The following is a 22,373-nucleotide window of genomic DNA, read 5'->3' as shown; positions in this document are numbered from 1 at the left end:
CATGCCGCTTTTAACAGAATTTAATTCGGATGCAAATATAAAATTTATAATTAAATAAAATACGTCTTAGAAAGGAGGGTTAGGCTGTGTAAAACTTCTGTCTTTATACTTCAGTGCATCGCTTAGGATATTCGCTTTGATTCCGATAAAAAAGTCATATACTTTATACTGCCCGAAAGGCACCCAGTTAAAATTAATCGTAAAACTTCGCTGATCCCTTGAAAAGCCTATTCTCGTATAGGCCAATTGTTTTGTAACCATATCGTAATGGGTACTCCCATTAATATTCCAGAATGGAGTTAATTTTATACTTCCGTCAAGACCAATGGAAGCTAATCTGGTAGGCGTACGTGCAGTGGTTTTTGAATAAGCATAATTAGCATTGACATTCAGTGTCCATGCCTGATCAAAATGAGCGTAATTATCGTCATCAAAATAATAGTTTTCATTTCTGACTTCTCCTCTCTGCTTATACTTTTTTGCAAAGTCTGTCTTCTCACCAAACAGTTCACTGCTTAACGGATAAGACAACTGAACGTTAAATCCCTGCACACTGAAAGCACCGAACTCTTCTGTCCTGATTCCGATTTCCTCGCCAGGAATAAAAATAGTTTTATAAGGATCTAATGTCAAACTTGTATTTACACTTAGCTTACTGTCAAACAAAGAAGTCTGACCGTTGATGGAAATGATCGACCAGGGATGTGTCTTTGCCGCAAAATTATAATTTCCGGTTACATTTAATGACTCAAATATTTTCACTTTTTTAACTCCGGTGGAATCACTTTTAGATTTTACTTTCATCTCAATATTATTCGAGATATTGAATCCTAATGCTCCTACCATTCCTGATGTGGGCGCTCCAACGATTCCGTTATCAAAAATTGAGTAAGGAGTGATGGCACCGTTAGCATCAGAATAGTTTCTGAAATAGCCAAATCCCGGCTGACCGAAATCAGGAGAATAGGTAAATCCTATACTCGGCGACATCATATGCCTGATCGCTTCAACAGATCCTCCCTTTTTAAAATTCGCCTGCCCATAAAGTTGCGTCTGTATACTTGCTGTTGTTGAAAACGTAGAATATGCCGCAATTTTTTTATTCACCTGATCAACTACTTTATTCTGAATTGGGTCATAGAATTTTGTAAGTGTCTTGGTCGTTAAAGCATTGTCAATATTAGCACCTAAACTAAATGTAAAATATTTTGCGATGGTGGTATTGGTTCCTAAAGTGATATTGTTTTTAACTCCGGTCTGCAATTTATCCCACATGGCTTTGGTAAAGAGTTCTCCTTCTTGCGTACTGACAAAGTTAGTTAAATTTAAACCTGTGTTTACAGTAAGGTTTTCTAATAAACCGCTTCGCACACCTGTTTTAGAGCCAAATAAATAAAACTGGTTAATGGCTACATTCATTTGTGGTAAACGCAAATCTGCCAATCCCGTTGCAAAATTCTGAGAATAAGAAGCTGTTCCGGTAATGGTTGCAGGAAGTTTTAAAAATCTTTTGGTCAGGGTAAGCGTAGAATTCTGTTGCGTTCTCAGAACACTTTGATCCATAATATAGTTATTGTTAACCGTATTATTATAAAAAGTCTGACTGGTCACATCTACAGATGCGGAAAATGTCAGAAAAGGATTTGCTTTGGCATCCTGGCTGTGTCTCCATGCAATTCTGTAAGTTCCTGTTTTGCTATAGTCATCCAAACCCTTAATTCCGCGGACAGTTGTTCCGATATCTGCTGCGAAACTACCTGAATACCTGTATTTTTTGAGATAATTCATTTCCGGACGGAGATTCCAGCTACCTTTTGTATAAATATCAGCTAAAACTTTAAGGTCAAAATGCTCTCCGATAGGCTGGTAATATCCTATCCCATTTAAGAAAAATCCCACATCCTGACGTTCTCCAAAGCTTGGGATCAGAATTCCTGCAGATCTTTTCTGTGAAAAAGGCAGTATAGCAAAAGGCATTACCAAAGGGGTCGGTACTTCCTCAATATACATTTGTACGGGACCTGTGATAAGGGATGATCCGGTTTTACCTTTAACCATTTTTATGTGCGAAGCCCTTAATTTATAATCGGGAACCGTATCTTTCTTTTTGATGAAATAATCGTCAGTCGTGAAATCAGCACGCCGCATGACATAGACAGAATCATTATATTTCTTTGTCTTCTGAGCAATAATCACGCCTTCACTTTCTTCAGTCCTCGCATTATAGGCAATTGCCTGACGCGTTTTTGTGTTATAACTGAAGTCAGTAGTTTCATATTTTTTACCGGCCTGCGTTACCGCTACCAATTCTACAATCTTACCCAGAGAATCCTGTTTTCCTCTTGCATAGATCTGATTTTTCTGTTCATCAATAGAGATATAATCTGCATCAATCTGCATGTCCTGATATTTTACCTGAGCATTTCTGACCAGATAAATCATCTTCTTAGGAAAGTCTCTGCGTTCTACATCTGCCTTGGTCTCGAGAATATCCTCTAAGGCTTCTTTCTTTACAACAATGGTATCCTTTTTGAGGATTGTATCATTAACCACCTTTGTTTCCGTCAATTTTTTGGGCGACTGCTGTGCTAAAAAACTGTTAAAAATTAGGATAATTAAAATTTGTAATATATTTTTGAAGACGGTTTTGTCCAATTTTGTTTTTATATAATTTAGGCTCAAAATTAGTATAATTTTTAAAACTGTAAGATGTACACACGAAAATTTAAAATAATTTTAGCATTTCTCTTTATACTTTCTACCCAATTTCTCTTTTCTCAAAAAAAATTCACTGTTGTTTTAGACGCTGGACACGGGGGAAGCGACCATGGTGCGAACAGATCGTACAGTGATATCGGAAGAATTGCGGAAAAAGACATAACGCTTGCAATCGTCCTGAAAATAGGAAGAATGCTTGAAAAAAATAAAGATTTTAAAGTAATTTATACCCGTAAAATAGATGAATACCCCTCACTTTCTGACAGAACTAACCTCGCTAACCGAAGTAAAGCTGATCTTTTTATCTCAGTACACTGTAATTCTTCAGTAAGACCTACAGCATATGGAACAGAAACATTTGTACAGGGCCCTGATCAGAATGACACCAATCTTGAAGTGGCAAAACGTGAAAACGACGTGATCTATCTTGATGAAAAAGATAAACAGACCTTTGGAACCTATGATGCAAGGTCTCCCGAGTCTCTGATTGCACTAAAACTTCAGCAAAGTAAATATCTCGAGTCAAGCTTACTGCTCGGAGGTCTTGTTGAAGCGAACTTTGTGAATAAAGACAAAAGATCTTCAAGGGGAGTCTGGCAGAAAAACCTCCACGTTCTGCGTATGAATGCGATGCCTTCCGTATTGATCGAAACAGGCTTTATCAATCACCCTGAGGAAAGCCATTATTTAGCTTCAGATAAAGGTCAGGAAGAGATTTCAGAAAGTATTTACGACGCAATTATTGATTATAAAAAGGCTGTTGACAGAAAAGGAGGAGCGCAGGCCATCACAAAAAAACAGGAGCCTGAAAAGAAGGAAGAAATTCCTTTAAAAAATGATTTCAGAATCTTATTGATGACTTCTGCGGTGAAATATAATGAGGATGATCCCGCTCTGAAAGGCTTAAATTATATTCTTGCCCTGAAAGAAAATGGAATTTATAAGTATTTCTACAGTGTTACAAACATGGCATCCGTTAGAGACAACAATATAAAAACAGCTAAAGATGCAGGTTTCAGAAATGCTTATGCAGTAGGATTTATGCCTAACCAGAAACTTAGTACCGGATATTATACCATTGAAGTATTTACAGGAAAAGATAAACTGAGCACCAATTCGTTTATTTTGCAGACACTGAAAGATGTACAAAGGGATAAAAACAGTGGAATATTCTATTATACTTATGGAAAGGTTTCTTCTCTTGAAGATGCAGTAAAAATCCAGAAAGAACTTGAATCTAAAGGAGTTAAAAATACGGTAATCCAGAAAATCAACAAATAAAGAAATTAATTTTGAAGTGTAAAAGTTAATTAATATTTTTGCATCCTCAAAATTTGGTCTATTCGTCTAGTGGTAAGGACTCAAGGTTTTCATCCTTGCAACAGGAGTTCGATTCTCCTATAGACTACAAAATGTATATAACAAAATCTCACGATAAACTCTTTAAAAGCCCTATCAATAGGGCTTTTGTCGTTTCTACACTTTAGTTCTTTTGACATTCTTTGAGGAGATTTGACAGGTATTTGTTTCCTGAGAAATCCGTTACTGGTCTCTGCATATATTGTAAATTACCTAAAAAATCTATTTTACCAACTCTCTTAACTTTTCAGCAATCCTTTTTAAAATCGAAACTCCTTTCATATCCGCTTCCCTGAGTTGCATCAAGCTTCATTAATTAGTTTCGTCTTCTACCTAGAAACAAAATTTTATAAAAAAAGTTACAAATGAATCACTTTATAGATTCATGTCCAAGATATATTCTTAAGATAACTGTACTTGTTTTTAATTTAGAATTAGATAGATATTAATTTGACAACTTCATCTACAAATTACTCTAACATATGATACAAACCAATCATTTCAGATAGACAGTACGGTAGATTCATATTTATAATTATAACTGAAGGTTATACTTTTTCAAATATCACATCCTATAAAAATGTATATTTTGAACTTAATAAATTTTTGTAATAGATAACATAATAATATTAACGTTTTTTATATTTTTTTAAGTTTTTATTATGATATATTGTTTTTTTTTCTATTTTTGAAAAACCAACTAAAAACAAAACCTAAAAACTAATATGAGAACACAAATTGCTTTTTTCACTTAATGATCTAATTCATCTGTCAATTTTCTACATCTTGAAAATTGTATAATCTATTTTTCCAATTTTTATTCCACATAATTGATCTGTTATGTCAAAATCCCTATACCTTAAATCGGTCATGGTCATGGTATTTCTATACTCAGCCAATGCCTATTCTCAACTGATTGGATCTGATGTCCAAATCTGGGAGAAATCTACTCTAACTCCTCGTGAAATTGCTAATTCCAAAGATGAGAACCTTCTCAACTTTCATTATGGAATAAAAGACAGGTTACTAAAAAAATATATAAAACACAGTAAAAACAAGAGCCATACTTTGAGTCTTGTTCATACTTCCAAAGATGATGAGAAGATATGGGAGAATGATGATCAAAAAATATCATTAAGTAATGATAAATATGAAATCACTAAGTCTAAAAAGACCGTAAAGATTCAGAAGAGACCGAGTATATTTTCTTTTACCGGGAACGCTGAAAGAACGGACGGAAAATCCGATAGCTTGAAAATAAGATTTGAAGATCAGAATCTTTACGAAATGATCTTTATTCCTAGAAAAACGAAAGCTATGGATCTGAATAAGATTCATTCTTACCTGTCTATCAAGTATGGAATTTCTTTGCAGAAAGGAAAGTATTACGGTAGTGATGCAAAAGTGCTTTGGGATCCTGAAAAACATAAGGAGTTCATACACAGACCTACCGGCTTGGGAAGAGATGATGGAAATGAGTTGTATCAAAAACAGTCGTCCAATGTGGAAGATCAGTTTTTAACAATTGGAAAAACGGACATTAAGAAAACTAACACTGAAAACACAAGTCTTTTTGATCACAATAATTTCGTGATCTGGTCTGATGATGACAAAGGTATGAGTACAAAGGCTGACGGAAATTTCAATATTCTTGAAAGAAACTGGGAAATTAATTTTCTTGGGTCTACAATTCCTAAGAATGACTATAAAGTACGCATAAACAAAAAAACAATCAATCCGGAATCATTACCTATTGTGTACTGGATGTTTTTAAAGAATTCAGCAGGGGAGATCAAAAAATTTCAAGGTGTTGAAAATGAAAATTATGTAGATTTCAGTAAGGTTGATTTTAGCAAGGATGAGGAAAGTGAAATTTACCAATACTTTACGTTTGCTGTAAGTCCTCTGAGGGAAGAGACTAAAGAAAATGAATCAAATTCTGGATCTTCATCAGTTGATCAAAATTTTCTTTCATTGGATCTCAGTCAGATAGTTCTGTATCCAAATCCTGTTAAGAAAGGTCAAAACTTTACTGTAAAATTCCCTGAAATGGAAAACTTATCTATAGCTATCTATGATGGTGGAGGAAGATTGGTTCGATTAGAGAAAATAGATCACCGTTCAAGATCGTACAGCAGTTCATTAATCATTCAGAGTTCCTATCTGATCACTTTAACGCAAAGTGGAAAAGTAATCAAAACATTCAAATTAATCGTTGACTAAAAACCAAATCATGAAAATAAAATCATTAAAACTTCCTTTTAAAAAGAAGTCGGCTCTTCTGGTGTGCTTTTTTGCTATCATGTTTCTTTTCTCAAGTTTCACGAAAGAAGATAGACAACGTTTCAGAGAATGGAAAAAAAATTGGAATGGAACAAAGCCAGAAAACAATCATTTATCATCTGAATTTCCGCTTTTGTCGCATCTAGCTGATATCAGTAACTCTTTCACTGGTATTGAAACTGATGTTATTAGAGATTTTGACAAAGTTGAAGCAGATTTTAATAGCATGAACATCAATAATAATAATAATAATAATAATAATAATAATAATAATATTATTTCAGAAAATGTTATTAATGAAAAACTAAAATTTTCAGCTCTTGAAAGAGAGGGATTAATAGGTATTTTAACAGATGAAGAAGAAGATCGGGTAAAAGATAATTTTTTCACAGTAAATATCACTCATGCTCCAGATGCAAACTCTCACATCTTTCTTGAGTACGAATTATTTGGACTTGCCTATCACCATTCCGCTTCCAGATCTGTAAATCATCATTTGTCAATGGGTGGCGAAATTATCATTCCTTCTTCCGGATGGAGCCATCAAAGAGAAGAAATAAGCTCTTCCATATTAAAAAACGGTATTAACAGCATCTTATTTACATCTCCGGCATCAGGTGTGAAATATAAGGTGCGAAATTTAAAAATTTCTTTTGAAGGCAAAAATTTGATGGATACAGGCAGTGATATCACTTCATTGTTATCAGGAAATATGCTTTATGTAAAAGGTTTGAATAATGACACGGCCTATGTTAATGGAAAGATGGTCCGTTCAAGTGCCGGTGAATTTGAAAAATTAATTCAATTATCTGATGCAGAATTAAAATCAGGAAAGTTTTCAGTAACAAGAGATAATATTACTAAATATTATAATGTACCGGACGATAAGAAATCCTTCAAAATAATTAATAGTAATGTTTACCCTTATAAAACTGTAGACCTTTTGCAAGGTCTACAGATTGATGTTAATTATGAGGACATGAACCTGAAAGCAGATAAAGAAACTGCTGAATCAGCATCTGTGGATATTCTAAAATTACGTGCAAAAGATCTTCCGGCTGTATCAGGAGGACTAAAAAATGTTACCCAAAATAATTCAGGTTACAGGTTATTAAGAAGAGGCAGTCTTAACAAAAAACTAAAAATCAGTATTCCTTATGATGAAAAAAGGCTTGGACTAACTTCTCCTAAAGATATAAAGGTTTTTTCTTTTGACTATGATAGAAAACAATGGAAGATTGAAACATCTACGATTGTGGATGTTAAGTCTAAGATGGTCACTTTCGAAGGAGATGGTGAAGGTGATTATATAAACGGGATTGTTTCTGCGCCTGAATCCCCACAATTAAATGCTGCCAGTCCTACAGGAATCAGTGGTCTCAAAGCAGGAAATCCTACAGCAGCAATCTCATCTATCGGAGGCCCTGTTGCTAATCACAAAGGAGATGCCAACGTATCACATCCAATTGTAATTCCTTCCGGCAGAAGAGGAATGCAACCCTCCCTTTCAATAGGATATAGCAGTTCTGCAGGTAACAGCTGGCTTGGCGAAGGTTGGGATGTAAATGGAATTTCGTCAATTTCTATAGATACGCGTTGGGGAAGTCCTAAATTTAATCCAACTTATGAAACTGAACTATATTCAATTGATGGAGAAATGCTGGTATACGATGGTAATTATCTTCCACACCGTCATAACAACATCAATGAGACTAGCACGGTATACACTACCAATCAGCAAGAAAGAAGTGCATTACTGGCAAATGATAAAAAAGTATTTTTTCTAAGAAAAAATCACAATTTTACTAAAATCGAAAGGTATGGTGCAAATCCGAAGCTTTACAGGTGGATTGTAACAGCTACGAATGGTACAAAAACATATTATGGTGGTGATGAAAGCGGTGTAGTTGATGAAGCTGTAATTAAAGATGCAAGTGATAATATCATAAAGTGGAGTGTATTAAAAATAGAGGATGTCTACAAGAATAACATAAAATTCGAGTATGAGAATTTTGTATTGTTGAATCAATCCGGAGATAATGAAAATCTGAATAACGGGATCTTCTTTCATATTAAAAAAATTCTATATACTGGTAAAGATGGAACTGATGGAAATTACTCAGTAAATTTTGAAAGAGAAACTTCTGTTCAGAGACAAGATATTTCGATGCAGGCCAAGTTGGGCAGAAAGATTGTTGAACCTTACAGGCTTGAAAATATTGTAATTAAATATGATGATGAAGTAATCAGAAGGTATAATATACAGTATACAACCGGAGAATTCTTCAAGACTCTCTTGAATGACATCATCGAATACGACAGCGCAGATAATTTTACAAATCAACATCGTTTTGAGTATTATAATGATTTGGCTGACAGCGGAGCAAATTTCGGGGCTGATATAAATATTGACGGTGGCGGCGGTCACGATGCATTCCCACTTCTGCCAAGCGGATTAAAACCTTCAAAAATAGCAGCCAATAATATGTTTGAATGGGGGATACATGGTCGTGTCCCGGGAGTAGGATTGGATATTTTGCTTCCCGGTCCTTTCAGAACCTATGGTCATATTATGGCATCTTTTAATATCGGTCACTCCGAGGCAGAGGCAAAGAAATCGCAGGAACTGATGGATTTTGACGGAGATGGTATTCCTGATTTAATTTATAGAAAACGAAACACGGGACTTCGATTTCGTCCGGGTAGTTTAAGTGGCTCAAATATATCGTTTGGTTCTGACAGAAATATTGAAAATCTAAACAGTAATTTTTCACTGACGAAAACCAAAACGAACAATATTGGATGGGACGCAGGGATACGTGTGTTCAGCCTTGGATTTAACTATTCGCAAATGTGGTCTACAAGTAAAAGTGACACTCAGTCATTTATTTTGGACGCCAATTCGGATGGAATCATGGATGTGGTTAAAGATGGCCAAGTACTCTTTGGCCGAAGAAATCATTCTACTGGAAATGTCGAAATGACCCAGTTCAGTGATACAACTGAAAACATGGTCATCGTTGCAGATGCACTTACACAGCACAATACACCTCTTGAAGGTCAATGGCAGGACGTCGTGTCAAACGATGTAGTCAAAGTGTGGGTAGCTCCGCGAGAGGGGTTTGTTGAGTTCAGTGATATTGTAAATATTCAAAATACTTCAGGTGCAAAAGCTGACTATTCTGTGGAAATGCTAAATCCTGATGACCCTACAAAAAACGTCAGGATTTACCTTAAAACTCTGACCGCCGGAATGGGCTCCCAAAACATTTTGATCTCAAAGTATAATGATCATTTCTCAGCAATCCAATCCCTTAGTCCAGCAAATCCGAATAATCATTTGGCGATAAATAATGGAAGCTACCTAAGAGTTAAATCAGGAGAGAAAATTTTTATCAGGTTGCATTACAATGATAATACAAACCATAAAGTTTTTTCCAATCCTAAAATCAGGTATGTCAATACAGATATTTCTGCTGCACAAATGCCTTTTTATCAACAGGATGGTTATGATATGAACAGTGGTTATTATTCAGATAATTATTTTCTGAACAATCACACAAAACCTATGCAAATCGATGCTCCCGGAAATGTTCGGATTAGCGTACCAAGCGTTAATTTCCCATTTTCCACAGATGACATAAAGTTTAAAATTATAAAGACCGATCCGGCTGGTAATGAAACTGTATTGTATAACCAGACATACCCGCAGAGTAATACTGCTTTTACTACCACACCATTGGCTAATAACATTGCAAATGTAACAAACCTTAATTTTGGTGCTAATGATGTTCCTTCAGTTATTAGATTTGTGGTAGAAACAGATTCTCATACATCTTTTAAAGATAGTAACTGGAATAAGATTTCGGTAAGTTACACTCCTGTAGGAAGTGCTCAAAAGCTAATTTATCCTGTCGCAGAATACCCCTCTTTTTATATCACAGAATTAAATAAGCAAATTAGTGTAGCAGAAAGTCAGTCAACACCTCCTGCTGGAATTCAGGAATACAAAATTGAATTAAATAAAAGTAATTTTTCCAATGCGGGATTAACAAAAGGAACTTTTTATTACATTGTAAAAAGAGGGAATCAAACTTTGGCTAAACGAAGAATCATTAACCCTATGAATTCCACAACCTGTGTGGAGTTGGACATAATTTCCAATCAGTTAGTCAATGGCCTGAGCCCAATCAGTTTCTTTACAGGAGATGCAGCAACTGCTGCACCTGGAGATGGGAGAATTAGTGTGCAGGTATATTGCCTTTCTGAATCCGATTATAAGTTTTACAAGGAATACAGTAATTTATATCAGAATAAACCTTTTAATCTATTTTATGGTACTTCCAATACCGTGTTAGGTCCCATAAATCACACCTCAATAAATTCTTCTGCTCTTGAAAAAGTAGGGCAATTCTATCATAATTGGAGTCAGTTTCTTTACAATGAGTATGCAGATGTTATAACTTCAACAAATGCTGATGGTTTCATATTGAATCCTGCAACACCGTCTGATGAATATGGGAGATTAATTAATCTGGCATCTTTAAAAGGCGTAGAGCCACCGATTTCTATGAATTTTCCGGCATGTGAAAATTTACCTACCCAGCAGGAAACTGCTGAATGTATCGTACAGCAGATTAATAACTCAGGTTATTATCAGAATCCTGCCAATTTTAATCCCGAACCGATTAAACCGATGGACCCTTACCTGATAAGTGGAAGAATATCTGTTCCTGGTGGAGGACAAGGCATAGGATATTTTGAAAAATGGATTGGAGTTGGACCTGAGCAATATTCTTCGGCTGATGGATTCAGAGATGATGAATCAGTCAGTACATTTTTTAATCCTCAGGCTGCTAACCCCGATCTCCCAGACACTTTTGTTATTCAGGGAAACGTAGATACAAAAATGTATGGAATCAATAAAAAATATTACAGCAAAACCAGAACTAATACTTTAAGTGGAAGTCTTGCCGGTGCAGGACTAAGTAATGTTAACTCAAATTTAGTGGGTGATGGAAATATTACTCTTCAGGATTTTATGGATCTTAACGGAGATGGTTATCCTGACGCAGTGTATAAAGATGCAATGCAGACAACAAATGCCACTGGTGGACACCGTCCTATTCATGGACCGTTGGTAAACGCATATATATCTAATACCAACAGTTACATGAATACAACCGGAGCACAATTTTCAACCGGAACAATTGCAGCCGCCGCCGCTGCACTAAAAAACGGGGAAATCATCAGCTCATCATCAGCTTATGATTACATTCCAAGTGATGCAATGCAGAGCGGTACTGAAAGTAATTCATCTTTTTCTGTAAGTGTAAATACAAATTATGATGCCAATGATTCTGGTGAATCCTTCTGGCTTGATATAAACGGCGATGGAATGCCTGACAGAGTTACAGGAGGCGGAACGTCGACAATGAAATTTTATCTTAACTTAGGGAATAATCTGGATGGAGGCCATAGTTTCAATAATGCTGAAACCTATTCTTCAGGCCCGGTCTCATCTTTCGGTTTAGGATTTAATTTTGATTTTTCGGGACTTACATCCCTTCCAGTAAATATTGGCTTATCTGCTTCGTATGCATTAGGATCATCAAAATCTACTTTTGAGGATATTAACGGAGATGGTCTTATAGATATTTTAATTATTGGTTCCAATCAAACCAGCGTTAAATATAATTTAGGGAATAAATTTTCGGCTCCAGTCGTACTGTCAAAAACTGGCGGAGGGATTGATTATAATAATGAAGCCAAGACGTATAGGGGTGGCATTAATATCGGAGGCGGATATTATAAAACGATACCGATTGTGTGGTGGCCATTTTTCCCAATTCCGATTATTTACCTAAAGATTGGAGGTGAAGCAACAGCAAACGTCGGACTTTCAATTGCAGAAGTTGATAAATCATTCAAAGATATGAATGGTGATGGTTTTGCTGATCTTGTGATTTCCCAGAACGACGGATTTGTTGTTAACTATTCTAAAATTGGTAAAACCAATAAATTAAAAAAGGTTATCAGAAATGCGGGTATCATTAACGATATAAGACCTACCAATATTTTTGTTATTGACTACGAGTTTAATAAACCTACTTATCAAGATCCAAATGCCAGATTGGTAATGAAAGAGGTAAATTATTTAAATCCTGATGCTATGTCATCATCCCACCTTGTTTCTACTTCCGGAAAAGATATGGTGACCAGGTTCAGATATATTAATTCAAGATACAATAGAAGAGAGAGAGAATATTTTGGTTTCGAAAAAGTAATCTCTGAGCAAATGAATTCTGCAACGGTATACAGACGTAATGAGGATACATACAATAACAGTAATTATTTCTTAAATGGACTTGTTGTAAGAAGTGAAGTATATAATGGCACGGGATCTAATATGTTGTCGAGGACTATCAATTCGTATACACTGCATAAATTTGTCAATAACAATACTGCAATTGATCTGAGCTCTTTACCAGATACATACGATAATGGAGGTACTGAAGGAAGAAAAATGGCAGCAGTTCTTTTACAGCGCACGAATTCTAGGAATTATGATAATGGCGGTTCGGTAAATACTGATGTGAACTTTACATATAATACCAGGCAACAGTTAAGGAATTATAAATATGTGAGTCCTTCATCCAGTTACAATTCGGAAATAACATATCATACTTTAAATAATAATATACTCAATATACCTAAAGATATAAAAGTTTACAGCGGATCTACCACTTCTACGCTGATGAGACAGCGTGCGTGTAAGGTTAATCAGAATACAGGTGATATTGAGTCAGTTTCGTTATGGCTTAATAGTGGTGATGCGGCTATAAAAAATTATAAATATGATGGTTATGGAAATATTATACAAGTGACAAATCCTCCTAACGCAAATTCACAACAATATGTTTTAACCTACGACTATAATACGGCTCCTTATAAATATCCGGTTAGAGTAGGTGACAGCTTCGGTATTGAATCTTTTGCAGAATATGATCCTAGATTCGATGTGCCTACAAAAACAATTGATACAGGAGGAAATATCACCGAATACTCGTATGATGCCAAAGGTAGGATATCATCAATATTAGCACCTTATGAAAATGGGGTAAGCCCTTATACAGTTAAGTATTCATACGGTTTTTGGGATTCTCTGGGATCCGATAATAATACCTGGACTTTTCCAATGATATACTATGCAAGAACAGAAAATTTTGATCCTCAGAATCCTTCCAATCCTATTGAAACCTTTTCTATAGTAGACGGTTTGGGTCGTACGGTACAGGTAAAAAAAGATATTGAGATCGCTGGGTTGGAAAAAGTTTCAGTTTCGGGAATGACGATGTATGATCCATTGGGCAGAGCAGTCAGACAGTATCATCCTGTAGTTGAAGATAAGGACTCGCCAGTTTTTAGCGGATGTCCAAACTGCAGTATAAATCCTAATCTGGCTTCTTACTACACTTCTACGTCCTATGATGTTTATGATCGTCCTGTAACGGCTTTAGATGAAGATGGCTATGTTACTAATATGAGTTATTTGATTGATAACAGCACATACAAGACGACAATAACTCAGATGCAGAATGCGACTACGCAGCTGCAGTCGGAATCAATAAAAAATGCAGAGGGAAAAACAATCAATACAAGTTCTTACTTCGGAGGCACTGCTATGCAGACCATGTTTACATATAATAATATAGGAGAATTAAAAACCGTAACTGATCCTGAAGGATTAGTTACTTACTATGATTATGATCTGGCAGGAAGAAGAGTATCAGTCAACCATCCTGATCACGGAGTATCAGAATTTATCTATGATAGGGCTAGCAATCTCATACAGGTTAATACTGCGAATGCAGCAGAAATTAAATATGAATATGATCATAGCAGATTAACAGGAGTTGTGTTTCCTGATATTCCGTCAGGTTCTAATCCATCGAATGTAAGGTACAAATATGCAGCTGCAGGTTCAGGTAATAATACTGGCAGAATTATTACTAAAAATGATAATTCCGGAGAAGCTCGTTTTGAATACGGTATGATGGGTGAGGTACTAAGTGAGAATCGTATGATAACAGGCTTTCAGATTCCAACCATGGCTTTCCTGACTAAATTTGAATACGACAGCTGGAACAGGGTGAGAAGTATAGTATATCCTGATGGCGAAACCTTACTCTATGAATATAACTTAGGAGGAAATCTTAAGAGAATGGTCAATAATAAAAATCACGAGTACGTCAAAAATATTGAATATGACCATTATGATCAGAGAACTTCAATTTTATATGGTAATGATACAAGATCGGACTATAACTACCTTCCAACCAGTAGAAATCTGGCAAATCATATATTGAAAGACAATGTTAATAATCAGCTGCTCAATAACTCGTATTCCTATGATTATGTTGATAACATTACATCTGTTAACAATACAGCACCAAAATCACCGAATGATATGGCCGGAGCTTACCAGTATGTCTATCAATATGATCAAATGAACAGACTTTCTTCAGCAAGTGGAGTGCTGACAAGTCCACCGGTAAACTATGCAGTGTCGAATGCATCCTTTAATCTTGATATAACTTATCATCCTTCCGGATCCATTCAGAAAAAACAACAGCAGCATATTCAGGATTCAAACATAAATCCATTGAATAGCTATGAGAATATTTATCATTATACAAGCGGAACTCACAAAGTAGAAGTGATTGAAGATTCTCAGACCGGTAATTCAGAAAGTTTCGTGTATGACGCTAATGGTAATATTATTGAGCACCAGGCTCCGAATAACTCAATCAGGATGTACTGGGATGAAAGTGACAGGTTAAAAGCGTACAGTGCTTCAGACACCGGAGTTTACCAGTATTATGTTTATGATGATAAAGGAGAGAGAACAATCAAGTATGATCTTCAGACAGGCGCACAGCTTTATCAGAATGGAGCTTTGATAGACGGTAATATGATATTAAATGACTATAAGATTTACCCGAACCCGTATATTGTGTTAACCCATGCGTCAATGTATTCTAAACATTATTATGCAGGTTCTCAAAGAGTTGCCAGTCGTCTTCTTGATGGTGCAGATCAGTTTATCCAGCAAAATCGTCAATCCGGTAAGGAAAAGACTACTGATTCAGTCGATTCAGAAGCTGATTTTTACTTATATCTGAAAAAAGCAGGCTTTGATTCTTCTAAACTGGAAAATGAGTATGCTAAAAACCAATCCGCAGTAGCTGATGTATATTATTATCATGGTGATCAGCTTGGTTCTTCAACTTATATAACAAATTCAGCTGCTGAAACTACTCAATTTTTCCTAAATTTACCATTCGGGGAAACCATGGCGGAGCAGATGACAGGTGTCTATGATAATCCTTTTAAGTTTAATGCCAAGGAATTAGATAGTGGGACTGGACTGTATTACTATGGTGCGAGATACTATAATCCAAGGTTGAGTATTTGGAATAGTGTAGATCCTCTTGCAGATAAATATCCGAGTTGGAGTCCATATAATTATACCTTAGATAATCCCATCAATTTAATAGATCCAGACGGAAGGAGTGTATATCCACCAAAAGATGGAATTAATTATCATGTTGATGGTGATGGCATCTTTCGTTGGAACAGTTCTCAAAACGCTTATGAGCATTACGCAAGTTCTGCAGACGACCCAACAATTTCAAATGGATTTCTGGGGTATTATTCAGTGCCAAAATCAACGAATAGTTCAGCAGAAAATTCTAGTATTGATAATGGAGTAGTTGCAACTGGAGATGCTCAAGAAGTAAGCACTAATAGTTCAAGATCCGTCATACCAAGAAGTAAGCAACTAGATAACATTGTTAATAATCCAAAAACATCACCGGGAATGGCTACAGTAAGTGTTCCTATTGCAAGGGCATCTGGGAGCATAGCAAAATCCGTTGCCCGAGCTGGTAGTATTGGACAGGAGCTATGGTGGGGGCCAAAATCACTTGGAACATTCCGTACATCTACAAGAATTGCATCAAATACTGCTAGAGGATTAAATATTTTTGGAAACACTATAGGCGTTTTTGGAGTGGGCTTCACTGGATATCAATTTGGCTCAGGACAAATTACGGGGCAAGAAGCTTTTTGGGACACTGCTTTTGGAATAGGAAGTTTTTGGTGTCCTATGTGTGGAGCAGCTTACTTTTTAGGGAAAACTGTGTTTGAACAGACAACCGGAAGACCACTTTTCGAAAAACCACCAGGCATATCAAATGAAATAACACCTATATTTGGTCAGCCATTTTTATTAAAATAAGTAGAATGAAATTATATAATTACATAGCTTTTTCAATATATTACATATTTAAAAAAACAATCAAGAATGATGATCATTTTATATTGATTTTTAAGACATCAACTGCTTTGACGATTATTTTTTTATTTATACTATATTCGTCCTTCTTTTTTGGCGAATTAATAGGTTATTATAATATTACAATATCTGCATTCTATATATTTGTTACTATAATAATAATCTGGTTGCCAAACTATTTTTATTTAAGGAAAGAAAAATTCTTAAATAGTGATTTTTCTTTTAATTCAAAAAATATTTTTTCTGTCACAGCAGTGGTCCTTGTTGTGGGAGGAATGTTTTACTTGATTGCATGTAAAAATAGGGAAAGACGTTTTGAAAAAATAGGATATTCTCAGAAAATCATCAAGACCCAACAGTTAAAATCATTTGACCAAACGCAGGGTTAATAATCAAAAATAGTCAATGAAATTCTTTTTAATACTGGATCATAACTAATTATAGAAAGTTTATTGAAATTTGTTCCAATAAACTTTTTTTCCCCCGCTCCCGCAAAATTTTAGGTAATTTTCAAAAATTAGTCATGTAGGAATTTGTAAAAATTGCTATTCAAAAAAAGAAAAAAACGGAATTACAAAATTAAAAACAACAATATATCTGTAAAAACTATAATAAAATATTTATAGATTTTTACAGTTACAAAGTTTATAAAAAGTGGTAATGTCGTCAAAAATAGTTGGTGTTTTTGACAAAAATAATTCAGCTAAACTCCCGCTGACTTTGGAGTTAGGAGTGTATGTGCAAAAGCTAAAGGATGGATAGCTTCTAAACTTTGGAAAAATTTTAGTTCTGGTGTAATCTTACCCATCTTAAGTACACTCAAGAGTAAAGTTTTTTGTTAATTTCACATTCTTGCATTCAGCTTAGGCAACATTTAGAATGGATAACCGTCATTACTTTTTAAAGTTTAATGACGGTTATTTATTTTCAATCCCATGTGGAGGCACTTTACTCAGGTTGGAGAACAAAGTAAAAGGTACTTCCTGCTCCGATTTCACTTTCAACTCCGATACTTCCCCCCTGTGCCTCAATAAATTCTTTACAGATGCTGAGCCCTAAACCGGTACCTTCGGTTTTTGTACCCGGAATGCGGAAATAGCGCATGAATATCTTCTTAATGTACTGATTTTCAATACCACGCCCCTTATCTGTCACTGAGAACTTTACACTGCCATCATGTAATTGATCAACCTTTATTTCTACTGCTGACTGTTCATAAGAATACCGTATCGCATTAGAAAGAATATTATTCAAAACCCACGTTGTTTTCTGGGTATCAGCATTGACCACCGAAACATTGGAAGCAATATGTATTACAATTTTGATTTCCCTGTTCTCAGCCGCCGCTTTATTTGATGCAACCACCTCATCAATCATCTGATGAACAGAGGAAGGCTTCATCTTCAACTGTACAACACCGGATTCTAACTGAGTCATATTGAGAAGTTCACCCGTGATTCGCAGCAGACGCTGAGTATCGTCTTTAATTCCTGAAACCAGTCTTTCCTGTTCTTCATTAAGATGGCCTATCCTATCGTTTTCCAAGAGCTGTAGTCCCATCTGGATGGATGATATAGGCGTCTTAAATTCATGCGAAACCGTTCCCATAAAGTGGGTTTTCGCCAAATCAAGCTCTTTGAAAGGAGTAATGTTCCTGAGCATGATGACCTGACCTATAAAACGGCTTTCACTTTCGCCGGTAGGAATGACATTGATCTCTGAAATTTCTTTTTCAAAATAATTTTCTTTTCCGTCAACAAAAATTTTTAATGATTCTGTGAGATTTTTTTCCGCATCCGGATTAATTATTTCACGAATAAGGTCACGGACCAGATCATTAGCTACTGCAACATCCTGAATAAGTTTCCCCACAAAATTCTCTTTTTTCAGACCGGAAATCTTTAAGGCTTCATCATTCACAAAAAGAACTTTCCTGTTTTCGTCAATCCCTATGACGGCATCATGCATGTTGTCTATAAGGGTTTCGATACGCTTTTTACCTTTTAATATCTTATCAATCCGGCTTTCTGAATATTCCTGCAGCTTCTCTGCCATGGTATTAAAAGATCTTGCCAGTTCACTAAATTCACCGCTGCCTTCAAATTGTACCCGCTGTTTATAGTTCTGCTGTGCGATCTGATGAATACTGGACGTCAGTTCACGGATGGGATTTGAAATATTGCCCGGAAGATTGACCATTAAGATAAAAGCGATAAGGAAACATAAAGTTCCGACAATAGAAATGACCGCGATTGCATTCTGTGCCGTTGTATTGGCTATTTCGCTTTTGACCTGAATGGCATTCATATTGAGCTGCATCAATTCTGCAATATCTTTCCGGATGGCCGAATGTAAATTCAAATTCCCTCTATCTTTTTTTAAATCTGAAAAATGGCTGAGTATATTTTCAGTGGCTTCCTTCTCACCATCTTCTGTAATGTTCTGACGCTGAAGGGTAAGATTTTTTTGAAATTCAGATAATGCAAATGGCTCATTACCCAGTTCTTCCAGCGATAAAAGCATATTCCGGGAGTACTGCAGTGTATTGTAATTGGCTACAAGAATATTCTGCGTATCTTTTTTAAGCTGATAAATAAACCATCCACCGAGGGTTGACAGAATAATAATCATAAAAAACAGGAGACCGACACCTGCATTAAGCTTTGTTTTTATTTTCATTACGACAAAATTACTAAATCTACATTCTGTTTTGACAGTCTTTTAAGAAGGGAATTAAAAGTATCTGTCGCCAGGATAATTCTCCAGATATCGAGATGCGGCTTTCCAATACAGACTGTCGTAATCTTCCTCTCTTCGCACTGTTCCATAATGGTCATTGCAATATTTTTGCTTTGAATTTTAATAATTTCTGCACCCAGTTCGGTAGCCAGCCAGAAATTATTAATCAGGTGCCTCTGTTTATTGAGTGCGATTCGGTCTACAGACTCACGGGGAACCTGCACGTAAAGTAAAAACCACTGACTGTTATAATAGCTTGCGAGCCTTGCCGTCTTTCTGATAACGTTTTTGGCTGTCGTTTCATTTGAACTGATGCAGGCAAGAAAGCGTTCTTTCTTCAACGTTTTCCCGGTCATAATTTCCGTCTCCACTTTTCTTGTTACCTGCGAAGCAACTTCTTTTAATGCCAGTTCACGAAGCTGAAGGATATTTTCATTTTTAAAAAAATTGTTCAGTGCAGAAGGTACTTTACTCTGGTCATAGATTTTGCCTTCTTTTAACCTCAGGATCAGTTCATCTGCCGTGAGATCAATATTCACGACCTCATCCGCAGAAGCCAGGACGGTATCGGGAATTCTTTCGGTAACCTCGATTCCTGTCACCGCCTTGACTTCACTGTTTAGACTTTCCAAATGCTGAATATTCACAGCACTGATCACATTAATTCCGGCATCCAGGATCTCAAAAACATCCTGCCATCTTTTTTTATTCTTGCTTCCTTCAATATTGGTGTGAGCGAGTTCATCAATAATCACGATCTCCGGACGCAGAACAGTAATTGCCGGAACATCAAGTTCCTCCAGTTCTTTCCCTTTGTAGAATAATTTTCTTCTGGGGATGATGGGAAGTCCTTCCAGTAAATCATGAGTTCCTTTACGATAATGTGTTTCTACATATCCGATTTTCACATCAATCCCGCTTTGAAGAAGTACGTGAGCTTCCTGCAGCATCCTGTAGGTTTTCCCGACGCCCGCACTCATTCCGATGTAAATTTTCAGTTTACCCCGTTTTGAACTGTTGATCAGATGCAGAAACTCTTCTGCGGATTTTCGTGATTCGTTCATTTCTTTTTATTAAAATGAAATTGCCAGTGCTGTAGTTGCAGTCAGACTGTTTTTATTAAATTCATCGGATCTGTTCATAAAAACAGCATCTTTACTGCTTAAATTCCTGATTTCTGTACGCCACACAAGATTAGGAAAAATCTGGTAATCGGCATTGAACGAATACCCGAAAGTTTTAAAACCGTTTTCTGTACCTGAAGAGATAATAACTCCTTTTTCATCCTGATAATATTCTCCTCTTGCCGTAAGGCTCAGCTTATCCGTTGCATTAAATTTTGCAATTAAAACCGGTGTATACCATATATTATACTGATCACTCTCCTTTTCTTTCTGCTCAGCTCCGATATCAAAACCGGCGGTAACTCCAAGTTTTTTACTGATTTGATAAACCGCATATAAATTATGAAAATACCGCATCTGGCGAATACTGTCGGGTTTATCATTTCCTATAAATGAACTGCTGTTGATCGTCAGTTTTTCATTAGGCTTATAGGTGAGCTGATGTCCGAATGCCGGAGTAGAATTTCCGTCAACCCTTTGAATGCGCTGCCATCCGTTTAACACCATACCGCTTACAAACCATTTACCGCTTTCAGAAGTATAAGAAATTTTGGCACCGGTCTCAAAGTAAGGGGAATTGTCTGCAGCGATACTTCGCGTTAACGTCCAGTTATCTTTTCCAACCGCACTTTCAAAACCTATGTGGGACGGAAAAATCCCTGCGTCGATCCACAGATTATGTTTTTTTGAAATTTTCAGACCGACATTTGCCTCATAGATGTTTTTCATCACTCCCTGCTCTGCAGAATAATTTGCATTCATGTAAGTCCCAACAGCAAGGGCAAGGTTAGCCCGCAGGTTTTCGGTATTGTAACCTGCTTTTACAAATGCCAGATTGACATTCACTTCGTTATTTCTGTTGTGGCTGTACACAAAACCCGGTCGGTTATTATTTTTGGGATTATTAAAATCTGCGGTATAATAAACCTCAGCATACCCGCTTATGGTAAGTGGTTTACTGATTGAATCACTTTGTGCAGATGCCGTAATTCCGCATATAGCCAACAAAGCAAATAGTATTTTTTTCATTTATTTTAAATTAAAAGTAGATAATGATTTAATTTTTACCCAAAGCACTCAAATATTTTTTTTAAAAACGTATTGCTTTAAGCTGTCTGAAGCCAGTATAATGATACAACGGTACTTATACATTGTGTACAATCGCACTTACTTTCCATTTAACCGGTCAAGTGCAATATTCAGTTTCAGGACATTTATTTTTTCAGGACCAAACATTCCCAACAGAGGTTTTTCGGTATGCTGAGCTATAAGATTATTAATTTTAGCCTCATCAATATTTCTTACTTCAGAAATTCTTTTTACCTGAATTTTAGCTGCCTGTACAGAAAAATCAGGATCCAGACCACTTCCGCTTGCGGTTATCAGGTCTGCCGGGATCTCGGATTTCTTGATACCGGGATTTTTCATCAGGATTGTATCAATACGGGCCTGCACCTGTTTCAGATATTCTTCATTGGAAGGTCCTTTGTTGCTTCCTGCCGAACCTGCCGCATTATAATCAACGGCTGAAGGACGGGAATTGAAATATTTTTCACCGGTAAATGACTGTCCGATGTTTGCATAATATGTTTTGCCATTATGCTCAATGATTTCTCCTTTTCCTTTGTTGTCTGATACCTGGGCAATTGCCCAGACTGATGCCGGATAAATCACCGTAAATAGGATGATGCATAAAACGGTAAGTTTAATTGCAGGTAAAATATGTTGTTTCATTTTATAATAATTTAAGTAAAGGCAGACGGCAGGAAGATTTGAGATAGTTAAATAAA

Annotated in this window: 9 protein-coding genes and 1 tRNA gene; 5 read left to right on the top strand and 5 right to left on the bottom strand. The window is 36.1% G+C overall.

What is annotated here, in order from left to right; genetic code table 11:
• Nucleotides 1–66: 66 nt before the first annotated feature.
• A complete protein-coding gene (locus tag AC2A07_RS14610; RefSeq protein ID WP_484051028.1) occupies nucleotides 67–2,655 on the bottom strand; it encodes a putative LPS assembly protein LptD in 2,589 nt (862 codons plus the stop codon).
• Nucleotides 2,656–2,709: 54 nt separating this feature from the next.
• Between AC2A07_RS14610 and AC2A07_RS14605 the strand changes: the two genes are divergently transcribed.
• The 5 genes from AC2A07_RS14605 (at nucleotide 2,710) to AC2A07_RS14585 (ending at nucleotide 17,109) form a co-directional block, all read left to right on the top strand.
• Nucleotides 2,710–3,999 carry an N-acetylmuramoyl-L-alanine amidase family protein gene (locus AC2A07_RS14605; RefSeq protein WP_484051027.1) on the top strand — a complete coding sequence of 430 codons (1,290 nt, stop codon included), beginning with the start codon at nucleotides 2,710–2,712 and terminating at the stop codon, nucleotides 3,997–3,999.
• A gap of 55 nt (nucleotides 4,000–4,054) precedes the next feature.
• A tRNA-Glu gene (locus AC2A07_RS14600) sits at nucleotides 4,055–4,126 on the top strand.
• 791 nt (nucleotides 4,127–4,917) lie between these two features.
• Entirely contained in the window at nucleotides 4,918–6,300 is a 1,383-nt protein-coding gene (locus AC2A07_RS14595; RefSeq protein ID WP_484051026.1) for a T9SS type A sorting domain-containing protein, read from the top strand.
• Nucleotides 6,301–6,310: 10 nt separating this feature from the next.
• Nucleotides 6,311–16,663 carry an RHS repeat-associated core domain-containing protein gene (locus tag AC2A07_RS14590; RefSeq protein ID WP_484051025.1) on the top strand — a complete coding sequence of 3,451 codons (10,353 nt, stop codon included), beginning with the start codon at nucleotides 6,311–6,313 and terminating at the stop codon, nucleotides 16,661–16,663.
• 5 nt (nucleotides 16,664–16,668) lie between these two features.
• Complete coding sequence (locus AC2A07_RS14585; protein WP_484051024.1) at nucleotides 16,669–17,109, top strand: hypothetical protein; 441 nt, start codon at nucleotides 16,669–16,671, stop codon at nucleotides 17,107–17,109.
• A 559-nt stretch (nucleotides 17,110–17,668) separates the two neighbouring features.
• Here AC2A07_RS14585 and AC2A07_RS14580 read toward each other — a convergent pair.
• The 4 genes from AC2A07_RS14580 to AC2A07_RS14565 form a co-directional block, all read right to left on the bottom strand.
• On the bottom strand, nucleotides 17,669–19,399 hold the full coding sequence (locus AC2A07_RS14580; RefSeq protein WP_484051023.1) for a sensor histidine kinase: 1,731 nt from the start codon (nucleotides 19,397–19,399) through the stop codon (nucleotides 17,669–17,671).
• On the bottom strand, nucleotides 19,399–20,523 hold the full coding sequence (locus AC2A07_RS14575; RefSeq protein WP_484051022.1) for a sensor protein KdpD: 1,125 nt from the start codon (nucleotides 20,521–20,523) through the stop codon (nucleotides 19,399–19,401). The genes AC2A07_RS14580 and AC2A07_RS14575 overlap by 1 nt, the downstream gene beginning before the upstream one ends.
• Nucleotides 20,524–20,532: 9 nt before the next feature.
• Nucleotides 20,533–21,612: a porin gene (locus tag AC2A07_RS14570; RefSeq protein WP_484051021.1), complete on the bottom strand. Its 1,080-nt coding sequence runs from the start codon at nucleotides 21,610–21,612 to the stop codon at nucleotides 20,533–20,535.
• Nucleotides 21,613–21,750: 138 nt separating this feature from the next.
• Nucleotides 21,751–22,317, bottom strand: coding sequence for a K(+)-transporting ATPase subunit C (locus AC2A07_RS14565; RefSeq protein ID WP_484051020.1), 567 nt, complete (start codon nucleotides 22,315–22,317; stop codon nucleotides 21,751–21,753).
• Nucleotides 22,318–22,373 lie beyond the last annotated feature (56 nt).

The sequence above is a fragment of the Chryseobacterium sp. HNCC26DJ238 genome (genome assembly GCF_057180465.1).
The sequence above is the reverse complement of the archived record's forward strand: the minus strand, read 5'-3'. Positions and strand labels throughout refer to the sequence as shown.